Genomic DNA, 17,177 nt, shown 5'->3' with positions numbered 1-17,177 from the left:
ACACTATTAAAGCGTTTTGATTTTTCCCTGCTTTTTTCCTGAGGAAACTCCAATTATAGGTTGATGGCAACTGGTTTGGTTGAGAGTAGTAGGTTGATAGAGAAATATTTTTTACAATTAACTTTTGACTTTTTACTTAACAAGCCGCACAACCTATAAACTATAAACCTAAGTATGACGCAATAATTTGTACATATTTGCACTCGTTACACTTCGTTAAACGAGCACAAACAAAGCTAACGAGTGCCACCAGAGAAAGGAAAACCTTCGGAAGGGCGCTGAAATACACAAATATTATTATTCAATTTATCTTACTGTATCGCTAACTTACCGGAACTTACAGGTTTCTTATTTTGCCCTGATAATTTATAAAAATATATTCCTGCAGGCATGCCGCTCCTGTGTATTATGATTCTGTTATCATTAATATTATTTAATTGAAATACTTCTTTCCCTGTAATATCGAATATTTCAAGAGATGCATTCTGTAAAGGAAGCGATGAATATATTTCTGTATAATCGGTGAATGGATTAGGCGAAACAGTTATTGAAGCAGGTAAATTATTTTCGTTTATATCAGTATAACCGCTGCAAATCCAGTTATACAAATTATCACGAATAAATGTAAAAGTAGTATCCATGTATAAAATATATGACGTAGCATTTGAACCAGAATCATACGGCACATGGTCGGCCCCGATAAAAGAATAAAAAGGATTTTGCACACCTACATGGTCGGCACGGATTTTAATAGTTGCACTACCGTCAACAGGAACAATACTCAATGCCGACCCTGATGCGTAAGGAACCGTATTATCATTTGTGCCGTGCATACTTATTACAGGAATATCACCGGGCTCAAGAAATATTGTATCACCCAATGCGCCACATAGATTTACAATATAATTTACTTTGCTCGAATACCCCTGATTACCCGATAAGCCTTCCACTCCACCCATTCCGGTTGTATCTATATCCTGGGAAAGTATTTCCGATATTTTGTCGAGATAACCCACATGCAATGCAGTAATTGCCCCTGCCGAGCTGCCACCCACTATAATAATGCTGGTGTCAACTTTATAAGTATTGACAGTAGCAGCATCCTGTTTGAAATACCTGACTACCGCACGCATATCATGTGTTGCCCTATACAATGCTGTCCTGAATTGAGCCTGCGTTGGCAGCGATACACCAACACGGTAATCCATGCCTACCGTAACATAACCTAATGATGCAAATTTTTCACACAATGTAACTGTTGTATAATCCTGTTTATCCTCAAAAATAAAACTACCACCGGGAGCAATAATTATCAAAGGGCGTTTTTCTGCCACATCGCCATGCGGCTGGTAAACATCCATCTTTAAGGTAGAATAAATTCCAAGGTAATTATAGTTATGACCATAAACTATATCATTTGTAACATCAACGGAAAAAAGGCTATCAAGATAACGCCCTCCCGAACAATCAGCCTGTGCAATAAGATTTCCACCGGAATAAACCATTAGCGCTACAAAAACAAATAAAAGCTTTTTCATTTTATGACAGAATTTTTTTGGGTAAATAAAACAGATTTTATATTTTACAAAATAATAAATTTAAACTCTTTATTTCAATAGTTCGGTAATTTTTTTATGTAAGGACTAAAATCCTTGATAATTGTGGGTTTCATAATAGCCCCGACCTTAAGGTCGGGGTTAATAAAACTCAATGAAATTAGGCTTTAGCCCAAAATTTACTAAAAATTTACTGAACTGTTAATTTAATAATGGAACGAATATATTAAACAATATCATATATATCCAAATTTTAACATTAAAAAATCGAACAGGCAGAAATCATTCATATTCGATGCTGTTATGTAACCATATAAACTGTTTTCGTTAGTATACAACCCGAATGTTTAGTTAGTTGATATAACCAAATAAGTATTCTGTTTATTTACTTTAACGTTCGGCTTGTTTGCTTTGGCAAACAAGCCGAACATTAATTCAACCGGTTCAAACAAATAAAAGTTCAATAAGAACATTAAAGCATTCCGATAGTAGCTGGTATATTCCGGTCTTACTGCATGAGTATTTGCTTCCGACATCAAAAGTCAGAAACCAGAAGTCTAAGTCCAAAGACCGAAGTATTTAGTTTATAAATTCAGATGCAGGAAGACTGAATAAAGAACCTTCAATTTCCACTTCTCAATTCCGGCTTCAAACATATTTTCTCCGTTCAGGCAATATTTCACAATCTATATCCGTTAATAATATGGAAGCCGGGGAAAAAGGCTTCTTAAAAAAAGGAGGTGTTTAATATGTCAAGGAAAAAAAGAATAACTTCCAAGGTTATTGATAACGCAAAGAAAAGGCTGGCAGGACTTAAAGCAATTTCGGCAACCATCGATTTTGGTAATAACTTATCGGTTGCCACTTACGAAACAGCCATCCAGGATATCGAAAACATGTTGGACAGCTATAACGAACTGCTTTCACAGACCGATGCTGCCCTCAACGATTTTCTGAAGAAAGAATCCGATTTGCGTGAAATGAACCTGCGGATAGTTGATGCTGTGGCTTCGGTTTACGGGCACGACAGCAACGAGTATGAAAAAGTAGGACGCATCCGTAAAAGCGAACACAAGCGCCCGGTCAGAAGGAGGATTGAAAAAGAAGAAAAATAGCTTGTGCAGCTTAACAAGTCCGGTATCCCTGTAACATTGCGTTGCAGGGATTTTTATTTTTCCTGCTGGCAGAAACAAAACATATTACCATAATCTTACCACTAAACAAGCTGCTCACCCCTTTAACTTTCAACATTGTTTATCGAATTAATACAACATATATTTTTTTAATCAATTATTTTTTTAAAAAAAGAAAGCTATATATTTGTTAATACTTTTACATTTAATTGTAAATGGATAAATAAAAAACGGAATAAAATTAATGGGATAATACAAGCGTTGGCGGCAAGGCTTGAGGACAGTTTTAACTTTAAATTGACAGATTTAAATGAACATTATAAATCCAAACTAAGATGGAAAAAAAAGTAATCAAAATATTAGTTGCTTCACCAAGCGACACCAAAAGCGAAAGGGAATGTTGCCTAAGAGTTTTTGAAGAATTAAATAAAGGCATAGGTGAAAAATTTGGCTTCGTGATTGAAGAAAGGATGTGGGAACATAACACAAGACCAAGCATAGGTGAATATAGCCAATCGGTAGTTAATGAGCAGCTCGGTAATGACTACCATGTTTTTGTTGGAATCATGAACAACAAATTTGGAACTGAAACAAAAAAAGCAGGTTCAGGAACTGAAGAAGAATTTAATAACGCTTACAACAGAATAATAAGGAAGGAACCAATTGAAATAATGTTTTACTTTAATGATGAGCTACCTTCAAAGAAAAGTGAAATAAATACTACTGAACTTGATAAAATTGAAGCGTTTAAGAAAAAAGTCGCTGAGTTGGGAACATATTATTGGACATATAGCGGTGTTCAAGATTTTGAAAAAACTTTCAGAAGGCAATTAACTGACCATCTATTAAAATCAGAAGGACAGAGTAAAAATGAAACAACAAAAAGCAATGTTCAATTTGAAGTTCTCCGAGCAAAATTTAAAGAACGATTAGACAAAGCACTTAAGGCTTTCAGCACTCAACCTATCATTTGGTTGGAACCAGTATTGAGTAACACGAATGAAATCTCTCAAAATCCTGATGAGAATTATACCAAGAGAGTTAACATCTCAGAATTAATTTACAACCCTGATTCATTTGTCATCAATGCTCCACCACAGTTTGGAATGACATGCTTAGCTCACTATTTGGTTTGTGAAGCGTGGGAAAAAGGCGACTTATGGTTATATCTTGATTCCGATGAAACTAAATCTCACAACATTCATAAAGCAGCAGTTCGGGAAGCAGATTCTTTGGGAATGAAAATTACTGATGTAAAAGCAATCATTCTTGATTCATGGAACAATTATGAAGTTGATAGTTTAAGGAAATTAAAAAACTTGTCGGATTCATACAAAGACATTCCACTAATCGTGATGCATAGAATTGATGATGCGAAATTTTTGAAAGAAAAACACGATATAAAAATTGAAAGAAAATTTCATCCACTCTTTTTATTGGCATTACCACGAACACAAATTAGAAAGGCAGTTGCTGAATACAACAGAGTAAGAGAAATTGGAGCAGAGGACAAAGTTCTGACAAAAGTAGTTTCAGACTTGGAAATGCTGAACATTCATAGAACAGCGATGAATTGTTTTACGCTTCTTAAAGTCGCTGAAAAATATTTTGACGAAAGTCCAATCAATAGAACTGACATGATTGAAAAAGTTCTATTTGTTCTCTTTAACATGGATGGCTTACCACGATACAGAACCAAACCCGATTTAAAGGATTGCGAGTATGTTCTTGGAAGGTTTTGCGAGAAGATGATTAAGAGTCATAAGTTTTCATTTACTAGAGATGAATTTATTAAGGACCTAAAGTCATATTGTAATGAAAAACTGATTGACTTAGAAATTGAAATTGTATTTGATATTTTGGCTGCCAACAACATTATAGTAAAGCACGAAATTGATTTTGGGTTTAGAGCTGCTTTTTGGGTTTATTATTTTGCAGCGAGAAGAATGCACAGCGACCCTGCATTTGCCGAATATATTTTCACTTCAAAAAATTATACTGCATGCCCCGAAATCATTGAATTCTACACAGGCATTGACAGAAATAAACTTGATGCATTAGAAATTCTAACTAAAGATATTAAGCAAACTTGCGATATTGTAAATTCCAAGGTGAGATTAACAGGAGACATGGATGTTTTCTCACATATTCGTTGGCAACCCACAGAGGAACAAATTGAATCTGCTCAAAATCAATTAAGCGAAAGTGTTCTCAACTCTGGATTACCAGACAATATCAAAGACCAACATGCCGATAGAAGTTACAATCAAATGCGACCTTACAATCAAAGTATTCAGGCATTTTTTGAAGAATACTCTTTACATAATCTCATGCAAAACATTAGTGCATCTGCGAGGGCGCTAAGAAATAGCGACTATGTTAAGCCTGAAGCAAAACGGGAAATTCTTTCAGAAATATTAAGGAGCTGGGAGCAAATATCAAATGTCCTTCTTGCCTTAACTCCTATTCTTGCTGCAAAAGGTGAAGCTGGTTTTGATGGACAAAGTTTTACACTACATGGAGATTTCGGAGACACATTTGAAATTAGGGTAAAAAGAATAATTCAAGTCAACATGACTAATGTGGTTGGATTTTTCAAAGACGATATTTATTCAAGCAAAATTGCTCCATTACTGTATGAGCAATTTGAAAAAGAAACTGATGCACGAAAGAAACATAAAATAGCACTGTTATTAATTTTCTGTCGTCCCAGAGAGTGGAGAAAGCAGATTCAAAATTATATCGTGTCACTTCAGAAAAACTCATTTTATCTTTACGATACCCACAATGCTTTGCTTTCAAAATATAATTTTGATTTCATTACAGAGGAAGAACGAAGAGAAATTTCATTACTTGTAAAAATGTGTTTTGCAAAGCATGAATTTGGCTCTAAAAATCCAAGCCCAGCTGAATTGGCAAAAGTAAGAATTTCAAAACCAAAGAATGTTGACGGACATGAATAGGATAAGTAGCCCAGCCGCTCAACCTATCAACTATTGACTTTGAGCCATCGCTCCATTCTTCGATGAACTCAGAATGACCGGATGAACCCTGTTCGCGATAGTCTCCCGACGAGTGCAATATTTAATTTTGTCACGCGACAGGAGTCGCGCGATAAATATAGAAGTCGCAAATTTTTTCTACTTATGCCTTGCTAACTTGTCAACCAAGTTTCACAATTTCCAATTTCAATCTTTATTTCTTCTGCCCTTTCTTCCACATGGTTTCTTTTACAACTTTTCCGGTTTCATCGTATTCCGTCCAGGCACCTTCTTTTAAGCCATTCACGTAGGTTCCGCTGACTTTTACTTTTTTATCTTTAGTATCGAAATATTCTTTGTAAGCACCGTTAAGTATGTTATTGGAATATGTTTCTTCAATAATAACATTACCGGTATCGGAATAGGTTTTATTCACACCATTAAAAACACCATTTCTATAAAAATACTCTGCCATGGGAATGGTTTTATCGTTGTACCATTTGGTAGTGCTATCGCGCAAACCATTTTTAAAATTGGCATCTTCCTGGATTTTTCCCGATTCATAATAAACTCTTTTTCGCCCATTCATTATTCCATCTTTATAAAATATTTCCGTTCCAATTCTGGCGCCGACAAGATATGTCCTGGAATAACCCTGTAACAAATCATTGATATAAAATGATTCTGATTTTAAATACCCGTTATCATCTAATGTTAGTGTTATACCATTCTTCTTCCCCATTCTATAGGATTCAACTTTTGTAACAATACCTTTTTTATTACATGTTGACCATGAACCATCTTTTTCATTGTTAACATAAAACCCTTTTTCTGTTGTATTGTTATTATTCGTCACCTCCCAATATCCCTGCATAAAACCTTTTGAATCGGTTTTATTAATTGAGTCACCTGTTTCTGAAACTTTCTGCGAGAATGAAACTCCTGAGAAAATTAACGTGCATAAAAACAAATAAACTGATTTCATTTTATTAACCTCCTTAAAAATATTATTAAACTTATTTATTATTTACTAAAATAATTATTCCTGCAATAACAGCAATACATGCTAGCGAGAAGAAAATAATTTTCCATACGCTCCACGGACGTTCGCCCTGAACCTCACCTGTGCGTGCATTTACAAGAAACCGATAAACTTTATTATTATACCTGTATGAACTGATCCATAACGGCAACAAAATATGTTTAAAAGTTGTGTCGCTGTAATTTGTATTTACTGAATATACCTGTTGTTCATCACCGCCAATATCTTTATTAACTGTTTGCCTGATTACAACATCCATTTTTACTTTTGCTGTTTCAAAGCCTTGTTTTACATCAACCTGATAACATTCTGTTCGGAATCCACTAAGATATTTATCGTCATAAGGAATCAGGTTTTTCAAATCCCATGGTTCCAGTTTTTCAGCATATTTTACAGGCAGCGATTGGCTGGCAACAACAAGAACATCATCAAACGCATTATTCACATGTCCCGAAACCGGCGTCCAACGTACCTTTCGCACTTCACGGGTTTTGGTGACTGTTTTACCATTTTCAGTTTCGGTATAAGTTTCGGTTACATAATAATATGTTCCGCGAGCACCGGTATAATCACTTGAGGTATTGGAATCGTACGTCCAGTAAGGGATATACATTCCATTGAACTTGTCGGTGCTGTTGACATATTTTTTTAATGCATTCGGTGCAAACCAAAGTTTTTTTATCCATGTGCGGAAAAGTTCAAAGCCCTGCTTCTGAGTGATTATAAATGGAAGCAGCGATTTCGGTTTTAATATAGTGCTTGTACTTCCATTAGCAACAACCAGACTTGTTCCGCAAAACGGACACATATCCGAAGTAACATTAGGTTTTAATGTAGTTGATGCACCACACTCTGTACATTTTACGGTTACAATATTTTGCTTTTCTTCATTAGCAAGCTTTTCAGAAATAAAACTTGCAAAATCAATTTCTTCAACCTTCTCAGTTGATTTTTCTATCTCGTTCAAAGCACCGCAATATTCGCATGTTAGAGAATGTGTGCCCGGAGCAAATTTTAAAAATGCACCACAGTCTTTACATTTGAGTTGCTGATTGGTTGCGGTTTCCGGAGTGTTTTGATCTTGCATAATTATTATTCGTTTATTAATAATTATATTTCATATTGAATTGCTAAAACAAAAATCATTAAATGCCAATATAAATAATAGAACACGGATGACACTGATTATACTGATTAGCACAGATTGTATCCGTGAAAATTCGTTGCATCCGCCATATCCGTGTTCTATACTTCTATTATTACTATTGAGGAGGCAGCGGTGGAGGAGCCTGTGTAAAAAGTTTTGCAACTTCAGGAACCTGTCCGGCAGCAGTCCATGCAGCCATTCCATTTTTCCAGATTAATGAGTCTTTGGTTAATTGTCCGCCCTGGGCCATTTGTGCAAGTTGTTGTTCACCAAACGGACCTGTTTGTTGCCCATTCACTGCAACGTAATATTGAACTATAGGAGGTGGTGGCGGAACGTTTTGCTGTTGCTGATTTACATTCTGATTCTGATTCATGTTCTGCCCCATCTGGTTTGCCATGGCAAAGCCCATTCCCATGCCTATTCCGGCACCTGCATTACCACCGGGATTTTTTGCTGCCTCTTCAATTCCCATTGCAGTCTGGTATTGCGTGAACGCATTGAGGTTTCCAATAACACCCATGCTGGTTCTTTTATCCATTGCAGCTTCCACATCAGGAGGAAGTGAAATATTTTCAACTAAGAATTTTGAAAGTTCAATTCCGTATTCTAAAAATTCAGAACCTATTCTATCATAAACAAATTTTGAAAGCTCATCATAGTTTGAAGCAAGGTCGAGAACCGGAATTTTACTTGAAGCGACAATGTCGGTAAACCTTGTCATCACAATGTTTTTAAGTTGTTCCGTAATTTTATCGGTTGTGAATGAACCATCGGTTCCGGCAACTTCTTTAATAAATTTCACTGCATCCTTAATACGCATTGCATAATTCCCGAAAGCACGTATACGCACAACACCAAAATCAGCATCGCGCATCATCACTGGATTTTTAGTTCCCCATTTTAAGTCGGTAAAATTTTTAGTATTACAGAAATAAACTTCTGCTTTGAACGGGCTGTGAAAGCCGTATTTCCAGCCTTTCAGCGTGGTAAGTATCGGCATGTTCTGAGTTTCCAAAGTATGCGTGCCCGGCTGATATACATCAGCAACCTGACCTTCATTGATGAAAACTGCAACCTGTGATTCGCGTACTACCAGCTTTGCACCGTATTTAATTTCGTTATTATATCTTTCAAAACGATGAATCATTGTATCATTCGACGGATCTAACCATTCTATGATATCTATAAATTCGCCTTTAATTTTATTTATCAGTCCCATATTTTTTTATTTTAGATTTACGATTTTAGATTTATTTATAAAGACAAATATAAATAAAAAGAAAGATTGTATTACAATTATCATGAAGTTAAAAAAAGTTAAGGAATTAAGCGGACACGAATAAAACAGATAAAACAAATTTCACACTATACCGATACGAAACAGGTCGCCGCGGCGACTGCAAAATTATTTCTTCCATAAGCATTCCTATCCGCGACAAGTCGGGATAAACAGGCATAACTCGTTCTAATCAAATTTGCTTTTGCATTCTTGATAAGAACGAGTATAATTCAAAATATTTACTTTATACCTAATCAAAACTCTAATGGTTATTATTCTATTATTATAGGATATTTAATTTTCAACAATTTTTGTAAATTTGAATATTATAATATTATTTTAGTCAAATGAAAATCATAAAGCTTCTTACTTTTTTTCAGAATACAATTAAAGTTAATATTACTAATTTGAAATATATTTTTATAATAATAACATTAATTCTATCTTTCAACACAAGCGGACAAATTAATCCTCAAATAGATTATCCTATTCAATACTGGAATTTAAACACTGGTTCAAAAATAGCTTATTATTATTTTAAAGGTAAAGAACCAAGAAAACCTTATCCCATAATTTATTTACATGGCGGACCGGGTGCATATATATCAGATGAAATTATCAGTGCTATTAGTAAATTCTCAGATTACGGTTATGATGTTTATTTATACGATCAAATAGGTTGTGGAAAATCAATCAGATTAAATGACATTAAAGAATATACCGTTAAGCGACATCTACTCGACCTTGAAGAAATTGCAAATAACATAGGTGCAGAAAAGGTAATATTTATAGGTCATTCATGGGGTGCATCATTAGCTCCTTTGTATTTGGCGAAACATCCTGAAAAAGTTTTAAAGATAATATTTACAGGACCCGGTGGCATCATTCCTAAAAAAATCAACATTAATATTCCCGCACCTGATAGTTTAAAATTAAGCAGCAATAAATATATTGATCGCATTAATTGTTTAAATGAAACAGGTATGATTTTTTTCAACAACACATGGAGCAAGGCTTTAAGTGGAAAAAAAACATTATCCGACACGCAATTCGACAGCCTTTTTGAAAAAAGATTTTTCTGCGATTCTAGTATCTTTAAAAATGCTGATCACGGAAGTGAAGTTGGGGCATATTGCAATGTAAGAACAAGTATATTTATTAGAAGAGGTAAAAATATAAGACGTTTATTAAAGCAAATCAATGTACCTGTTTTAATTTTACTTGGAGAGAATGATAATTTACCCTGGGCTTGTGTTGATGATTATTTAAAAGTATTTAAAAATACAAAGCTTGATATAATTCGCAACTCAGGACATAATGTGTTTACATATCAACCCAGTGTTTCGATAGATCTGACAATAAAATTCCTGAATGATAATAACTAATTTACTGAATTATTTTATTTAGACAATTCACCAAAAAGATCAAAAGGTTCAGTGTTCTTAATTTTCATCTCTCTTCTTTCGTTTACATCCTTCAATAATATTAATTACACCTATTATTGCAGGGATTGTAAAAAGGAATTTAAAGAATAGTTTCCAGATTTGAGATTTTAGTCCACCCCAGGCGAATACGAATTATGATTTCGGATTTAAAATAACATTTATTAAAATTTCATATTTAATTATGGCATGATAGTTGTAAAATTTTCGCCTTTTAAAAAAGAAAACAACCAATTTATTATTTATAATTTAAATTTCAAACCATGAAAAAAAACTTTTTTGATCATTGCAATATTTCTTGCTGGCACCAGCATTTTCGCACAAACCACACAACCCGAACAAACATCAACTGAAAAGAAAAATCAGTTATGTATAGGATATTTTAATGTCTTTAGTTTATCGAGTATAAACGATTTCGGGATAGTATATAAACATAATATCAAAAATGGAGCATTAAGAATTGGTACTGCATTTTATTTTAATAATGAAGAAAGCACCTATGTTTATAATGATAATAAAATTACAAATAAAACATTAAGAATTCGTCCACGTGTAGGATATGAATTTCATAGGGATTTTAATAAACTTCAATTATTGTATAGTATTGACATCATAGGATCTTTAGAGAAATATAATGCTATTCACACATATTCAAGTAACCCTAATAATAATAATAATAATAATAATAATAATAATAATAATAATAATAATAATAACGACCGAATTGAAAAGACGTATATGGGTGGAGCTAACCCTTTAATTGGGTTAAAATATCAAATAAGTGAAACATTTTCAATTTCAACAGAAACAACCTTTAATATTTGTATTAGCAGAACTGACATTAAATATAAATATGCAAATTCTAATGTTGTAATTGAATCGAAAACAAATGGGGTATCAACAGGATTAAGTCCATTAGGAATATTTTCAATTAATATTCATTTTTAATTAGGATTTTTTTTAGATTATTTCTCCAAATAAATCGAAAGGTTCGGCATCGATAATTTTTACATTTTTTAATTGTCCGATTATTTTTGATTTACCTGGAGCTTTTATTAAAACTTCATTATCAACTTCGGGAGAGTCATATTCAGTGCGGCCTACAAAGAATTCATTTTCTTTCCTGTCGATAATCACTTTTAATATTTTTCCAATTAACGCTTCGTTTTTTTCTAATGAAATATTTTCCTGGAGTTTCATCAACGCATCGGCTCTTTCCTGTTTTACTTTAGCGCTGATGTTATCTTTTAACTGATATGCTTTTGTGGATTCTTCGTGTGAGTAGGTGAAAACACCCAGCCTGTCGAACTTTACATCATTCACAAAATTCATTAATTCTTTAAAATCTTTTTCCGTTTCACCGGGATAACCCACAATTAAAGATGTTCGCAAAGCAATTCCGGGAACTTCTTTTTTTATTTTTTCGATTAATTTCAATGTTCCTTTTTTATCGATCGCCCTGTTCATCGACTTCAGCAAACGGTCGCTGATATGCTGAAAAGGAATATCAAGATAATTACAAATGTTTTTGCGTTCACGCATTACTTTCAAAACATCCATTGGAAATGCAGCAGGATAGGCATATTGCAGACGTATCCATTCCACATTTTTTATATCGGAAAGTTTTTCAAGTAATTCAGCAAGTTTTCTTTTTTTATAAATATCAATTCCGTAATATGTCAGGTCTTGCGCTATCAGTATTAGTTCTTTAGCTCCTTTATTTGCAAGCAATGTAGCTTCTTTAACAATATCTTTAACCGGTTTTGAAATATGTTTCCCCCGTATTAAAGGAATTGCGCAGAAAGAACATTTCCGGTCGCAACCTTCAGCAATTTTCAGGTATGCATAATGTGAAGGCGTTGTCAGATGGCGCTCCCCGATAAGCTCTTTCTTATAATCTGCATCCAGGTAATTTAAAATTTCTTTTAAATCGTTCACACCAAAATATGCATCCACTTCGGGAATCTCTTTTTTCAATTCATCGTGATAGCGCGCCGAGAGGCAACCGGTAACAAGAACTTTTTTTATTCTTCCCTGCTTTTTATTTTTAACAGCCTGCAGAATAGTTTCTATCGATTCTTGTTTTGCATCATTGATAAACCCACAGGTATTGATGATTACAATATCATGCTCCAATTTTTCCGAATCGTGCGAAACAATGAATTTATTTTTATCGAGCTGCTTTAAAAGCACTTCTGAATCGACAAGGTTTTTAGAACAACCCAGCGTGATTACATTGATTTTGATATGTGAGAAAGATTTTGTTTTCAAAGTGATATTTTTTCAATGTCCCACTTCGGTGAACTCAGTGTGACGATGCACACAGTCAGGCTGAGTTTATCGAAGCCTGACCTTATAAAAATTTAATTGCTGAATAAAGAATCAACAAATTCTTTTCGGTCGAATAACTGGAGGTCTTCCATTTTTTCACCTACGCCGATATATTTTACCGGAATTTTAAACTGGTCGGAAACACCAATAACAACGCCACCTTTAGCTGTACCATCCAGTTTAGTTATTGCCAGTGCATTCACATCGGTAGCCAGCGTGAATTGTTTTGCCTGTTCAAAAGCATTCTGTCCGGTAGATGCATCAAGCACCAGCAGCACTTCATGAGGTGCATCAGGAATAACTTTCGACATGACTTTCCTTATTTTGGAAAGCTCGTTCATTAAATTTATTTTATTGTGAAGTCGTCCTGCAGTATCAATAATAACAACATCTGCATTTTTTGCTTTAGCAGATGTAAGCGTATCAAAAGCTACGGATGCAGGATCAGCGCCCATTCCCTGCGATACAATGTGAACATCTACACGCTTTGCCCAAATGGTAAGCTGGTCGACAGCTGCTGCACGAAATGTATCAGAAGCGCCAAGTACTACAGATTTTCCTGCTTTCTTAAACTGGTATGCAAGTTTTCCTATCGTGGTGGTTTTACCTACACCATTTACTCCCACTACCATTATAACATAAGGTTTAGCGGTTGCAGGCAATTCAAAATTCTCAGATAAAGCAGCATTGTTTTCCTCGAGCATTGCTGCTATCTCCTCCCTGAGTATGCGGTTCAGTTCCGAAGTGCCCAGGAATTTATCAGCAGCAACACGTTTCTGAATACGTTCAATGATTTTCAGCGTGGTTTCAACACCCACATCAGAAGCAATTAGAATTTCCTCAAGGTTATCAAGCACATCATCGTCCACTTTCGATTTACCGATAACCGCTTTTGAAATCCTTGCAAAAACACTTTCCTTGGTTTTAGCGAGACCTTTCTCGAGGCTTTCTTTTTTTTCTTTATTGAATATACCAAAAATACCCATTTTACTTAGCTGTTAAAAAAAAAGCCTTTTTCTTTGCCGGAAAAAAGCTTTTCATTCCCCGGATTACCGGGATAATTTCATTCAAAATTATTTTTTTGCCAGGTAATCTTTTACCTGATCGTTAGGAACAATTTCTTCCTTAAAGGTGTATGCACCTGTTTTCGGAGATTTCACCATACGGATGACTTTTGCAAAGTCTTTACCTGACTTGGTTTGCAGTGTTGCAACAACTTTCTTTGCCATGATTTAAATTATTTAATTTCTTTGTGAACAGTCATTTTCTTTAAAATAGGGTTGTACTTTTTTATTTCCAACCTTTCGGGTGTATTCTTTTTATTTTTGGTTGTAATGTACCTTGAAGTGCCCGGTTTTCCACTGGCTTTATGTTCGGTACATTCCAAAATAACCTGTACCCTTGCTTCTTTACTTTTCTTTCCCATTTTTACTGACCTTTAAATTTTGAGGTGCAAAAATATAAACTTTTTTATTAATAACCAACACCTTATTTCATTTTTTTAATTAAAAGCAGGTTAAGGCTTTGTGTAATGCCCTTTTTACTGTACTTTTGAAAAACAATGATGTGGCAATCATATATAAAAGGATTTAAAGCTTTTCTTCAACTGGAAAGGTCGCTTTCACACAATTCAGTAGAAGCTTACATTCGTGATATTGAAAAGCTGACACAGTATTTTGAGATACAGGGAATACAAACCAATCCAGAGGAAATTAAACTTAAACAGCTACAGGATTTTCTAAAATGGGTAAACGAACTGGGGATGAGTGCCCGTACCCAGGCTCGTGTTATTTCAGGAATTAAAGCATTTTATAAATACCTTTTACTTGAAAATATTATTAAAGAAAACCCTACTGAGCTTCTGGAATCACCCAAACTTGGTCGTAAACTTCCCGACACGCTTAACATTGAAGAGATTGACCATATTATCAGCGCTATCGACAGGAGCAAACCCGAAGGAGAAAGAAACAAGGCAATGCTTGAAACGCTTTACAGTTCGGGCTTGCGTGTAAGCGAACTGGTAAATTTGAAGATTTCAAATTTATTTTTTAAAGAAGGATTTATAAAAATCATAGGGAAAGGCGATAAAGAAAGAATAGTTCCTATTGGAAGCATTGCCATGAAACATATCAACATTTACCTTGATAATGTAAGAGTTCATGTGCCTGTAAAAAAAAGCGCTGAAGATATTTTATTTCTGAACAGGCGAGGAAATAAATTAACCCGAAACATGGTATTCCTTATTATCAAAGGACTTGCTGAAAAAGCAGGGATTCATAAAAAAATTAGTCCGCATACATTTCGCCATTCTTTCGCCACACACCTGATTGAAGGTGGCGCCGATTTACGTGCTGTACAGGAAATGCTGGGACACGAGTCCATTACTACCACCGAAATTTATTTACATCTCAACCGCGAATATTTAAGAGATACTATTATGAAATATCATCCCAGAGCGTGATTGATTTTTGATTTGAATATATGTTATATGGTTTTAGGTTGGGCAACTGGTTTGGTTGATGGTATTATGCCTGACTGTGCGCCAGCCGTCATATTGAGTTTATCGAAATATGGTGCGAGGGAATTTTACTTTCAACAAATAACTTTAACCTTAACAAGCCACTATTCCTATAAACTTTTGACTTTAGGTTTACACAAATAATTTAAGATTTAAGATTTATGAAAGAACACTTTATTATTATGGCCAGATAGGCTCACCTTCGTCATCATAATCCATACCCCAATTTACAGCTACAATATCTTCACCATCGAAATAAAAATCAATAACAGCGTCGCTAATGCCTATACGCTTTTCGCCCCAGGTTTCAGTTTCGGCTTCAAAATCATTATAACCATTACTTGAAAAAAGTTTTTCAATTTGTGATTCCTTGAGTTCGGAGATTTTTTTTCCCAGAACAACTGCATTCTCATTATCTGTTTCCAGGCAAATGCAACGCCAGCCTTCTTCTTCTCCAAAGAAAACAGTCAACCCATCTTCTATATAATACCAAACTTCTGTATTTCCTTCAATTTCTTTAACATTTTCAATTTCATCAGGATTCCCTAAAAGCTTTCTAACTTCATCCATACCAAGTCCGAATTTAAGCTCATTCAATCCTTCTTTTAATTTAATTTCCAATTTATCTTTCATTTCAATATTTTTTTGAAATATAAATAACATTATTTTTTTCTGAACAATTTTATTTAAAAGGAGAATCAGGTTCCTTTGCCATATGGTTATAAACCATTTTATCAATTAATTTCGGAAAGAATTTATTAAGTGTAACAACCAGTTTTCCCTGGGTTGTCATAACAATTCTGTCTTTCCGTTTTTCAATTGCTTTTACAATACGCTTTGCTACTTCTTCCGAAGTCATTAATTTATCTTCATTCAATGGCGATTCGCCCTGCATACTTCCATTCTTTGAAAGTGCTGTATTCCGAATATTTGAAGAAGTGAATCCGGGACATGCTATAAGTACATGCAATCCTTTTTTAAGTGTCTCAATTCTTAATACTTCCAGGAAACCCTGCATTGCAAATTTTGACGCGGAATAGCCTGTACGCCCCGGAAGTCCTTTATATCCTGCAACTGAAGATACACCGGTTACACTGCCTTTATTCTTTAACAAATAAGGTAATGCATATTTAGTACAAAAAACGGTTCCCCAGAAATTAATATCCATTAACTGCTTAATAACTTTTAAATCCAGTTCTTCAAAAATTGCACGCATAGAAATACCTGCATTATTAATAAGGACATGAATATCGCCATACTTCTGAACCGCAGCATTTATAAGATTCCTGCAATCTTCTTCATGGCTTACATCAGCTTTAACTGATAGAACTTCGCCATTTTTTTGTTTTATTATTTTTTCCGTTTCCGAAAGTTTTTCAATATTCCTGGCAGCAATAACGACCTTAGCCCCTTTTGAAGCGCATTCTATTGCCAGCGCTTTTCCAATTCCTGAACTTGCACCGGTTATGATAACAACTTTTTCATTTAACATCATTCAGATTTTTTTTGCAAAGATGAAAAAAAAATAAATACGGGTTCTTTTATAATGAAAATAAGCGTTACAAATAATTTTCGTATTGTTCATTTCTAAAAAATTTAAGATGTTTGTAAAAATGTTTTTGTTATTTAAAATAATGTACATACATTTGCACCTCGAAATTTTGAAATGTTGATTTGGTAGCTCAGCAGGTAGAGCACATCCCTTTTAAGGATGGGGTCCTGGGTTCGAATCCCAGCCAGATCAC

The 17,177-nt window shown here is 34.5% G+C and carries 15 protein-coding genes and 1 tRNA gene; 6 read left to right on the top strand and 10 right to left on the bottom strand.

The features are described from left to right. Window positions 1-311: 311 nt before the first annotated feature. The gene (locus PKK00_14195; GenBank protein ID HNW99553.1) at window positions 312-1,538 is read right to left on the bottom strand and encodes a T9SS type A sorting domain-containing protein; all 1,227 of its coding nucleotides are present in this window, start codon (window positions 1,536-1,538) and stop codon (window positions 312-314) included. 767 nt (window positions 1,539-2,305) lie between these two features. On the opposite strand from PKK00_14195, the gene PKK00_14190 reads away from it, so the two are divergent. Together PKK00_14190 and PKK00_14185 are read left to right on the top strand one after the other, a co-directional pair. Further along, window positions 2,306-2,671 (top strand): hypothetical protein, encoded by a 366-nt coding sequence (locus PKK00_14190; GenBank protein ID HNW99552.1) that lies wholly within the window; start codon window positions 2,306-2,308, stop codon window positions 2,669-2,671. A 353-nt stretch (window positions 2,672-3,024) separates the two neighbouring features. After that, window positions 3,025-5,652 carry a hypothetical protein gene (locus PKK00_14185; GenBank protein ID HNW99551.1) on the top strand — a complete coding sequence of 876 codons (2,628 nt, stop codon included), beginning with the start codon at window positions 3,025-3,027 and terminating at the stop codon, window positions 5,650-5,652. A 232-nt stretch (window positions 5,653-5,884) separates the two neighbouring features. Here PKK00_14185 and PKK00_14180 read toward each other — a convergent pair whose 3' ends face one another. From PKK00_14180 to PKK00_14170, 3 genes are all read right to left on the bottom strand, one after another. Next, window positions 5,885-6,655, bottom strand: a complete 771-nt coding sequence (locus tag PKK00_14180) for a toxin-antitoxin system YwqK family antitoxin (protein ID HNW99550.1) — start codon at window positions 6,653-6,655, stop codon at window positions 5,885-5,887. A gap of 31 nt (window positions 6,656-6,686) precedes the next feature. Further along, window positions 6,687-7,799, bottom strand: coding sequence for a hypothetical protein (locus PKK00_14175; GenBank protein HNW99549.1), 1,113 nt, complete (start codon window positions 7,797-7,799; stop codon window positions 6,687-6,689). A 175-nt stretch (window positions 7,800-7,974) separates the two neighbouring features. Then, window positions 7,975-9,081, bottom strand: coding sequence for an SPFH domain-containing protein (locus PKK00_14170; protein ID HNW99548.1), 1,107 nt, complete (start codon window positions 9,079-9,081; stop codon window positions 7,975-7,977). A 407-nt stretch (window positions 9,082-9,488) separates the two neighbouring features. On the opposite strand from PKK00_14170, the gene PKK00_14165 reads away from it, so the two are divergent. Next, window positions 9,489-10,526 carry an alpha/beta hydrolase gene (locus PKK00_14165; GenBank protein HNW99547.1) on the top strand — a complete coding sequence of 346 codons (1,038 nt, stop codon included), beginning with the start codon at window positions 9,489-9,491 and terminating at the stop codon, window positions 10,524-10,526. Between the two features lie 336 nt (window positions 10,527-10,862). Next, entirely contained in the window at window positions 10,863-11,531 is a 669-nt protein-coding gene (locus tag PKK00_14160; protein ID HNW99546.1) for a hypothetical protein, read from the top strand. 12 nt (window positions 11,532-11,543) lie between these two features. Here PKK00_14160 and rimO read toward each other — a convergent pair whose 3' ends face one another. The 4 genes from rimO to rpmG form a co-directional block, all read right to left on the bottom strand. Then, complete coding sequence (gene rimO / locus PKK00_14155; protein ID HNW99545.1) at window positions 11,544-12,854, bottom strand: 30S ribosomal protein S12 methylthiotransferase RimO; 1,311 nt, start codon at window positions 12,852-12,854, stop codon at window positions 11,544-11,546. Between the two features lie 92 nt (window positions 12,855-12,946). Then, window positions 12,947-13,900, bottom strand: coding sequence for a signal recognition particle-docking protein FtsY (gene ftsY, locus PKK00_14150; GenBank protein HNW99544.1), 954 nt, complete (start codon window positions 13,898-13,900; stop codon window positions 12,947-12,949). Between the two features lie 87 nt (window positions 13,901-13,987). Beyond that, entirely contained in the window at window positions 13,988-14,143 is a 156-nt protein-coding gene (locus tag PKK00_14145) for a DUF4295 domain-containing protein (protein ID HNW99543.1), read from the bottom strand. Window positions 14,144-14,151: 8 nt separating this feature from the next. Then, window positions 14,152-14,340: a 50S ribosomal protein L33 gene (rpmG, locus tag PKK00_14140; protein ID HNW99542.1), complete on the bottom strand. Its 189-nt coding sequence runs from the start codon at window positions 14,338-14,340 to the stop codon at window positions 14,152-14,154. A 135-nt stretch (window positions 14,341-14,475) separates the two neighbouring features. On the opposite strand from rpmG, the gene xerD reads away from it, so the two are divergent. Beyond that, entirely contained in the window at window positions 14,476-15,375 is a 900-nt protein-coding gene (xerD, locus tag PKK00_14135; GenBank protein HNW99541.1) for a site-specific tyrosine recombinase XerD, read from the top strand. Window positions 15,376-15,612: 237 nt separating this feature from the next. Here the strand turns inward: xerD and PKK00_14130 are convergent, their stop codons facing one another. Both PKK00_14130 and PKK00_14125 read right to left on the bottom strand, forming a co-directional pair. Next, window positions 15,613-16,065 (bottom strand): hypothetical protein, encoded by a 453-nt coding sequence (locus PKK00_14130; GenBank protein ID HNW99540.1) that lies wholly within the window; start codon window positions 16,063-16,065, stop codon window positions 15,613-15,615. A 49-nt stretch (window positions 16,066-16,114) separates the two neighbouring features. Further along, window positions 16,115-16,924 (bottom strand): SDR family oxidoreductase, encoded by an 810-nt coding sequence (locus tag PKK00_14125; GenBank protein ID HNW99539.1) that lies wholly within the window; start codon window positions 16,922-16,924, stop codon window positions 16,115-16,117. A gap of 179 nt (window positions 16,925-17,103) precedes the next feature. Here PKK00_14125 and PKK00_14120 point away from each other — a divergent pair. Beyond that, window positions 17,104-17,176: transfer RNA gene (locus PKK00_14120), tRNA-Lys, on the top strand. Window position 17,177: the final 1 nt, after the last annotated feature.

Source organism: Bacteroidales bacterium (assembly GCA_035353855.1).
Lineage (GTDB): Bacteria > Bacteroidota > Bacteroidia > Bacteroidales > CG2-30-32-10 > DAOQAK01.
The sequence above is the reverse complement of the archived record's forward strand: the minus strand, read 5'-3'. Positions and strand labels throughout refer to the sequence as shown.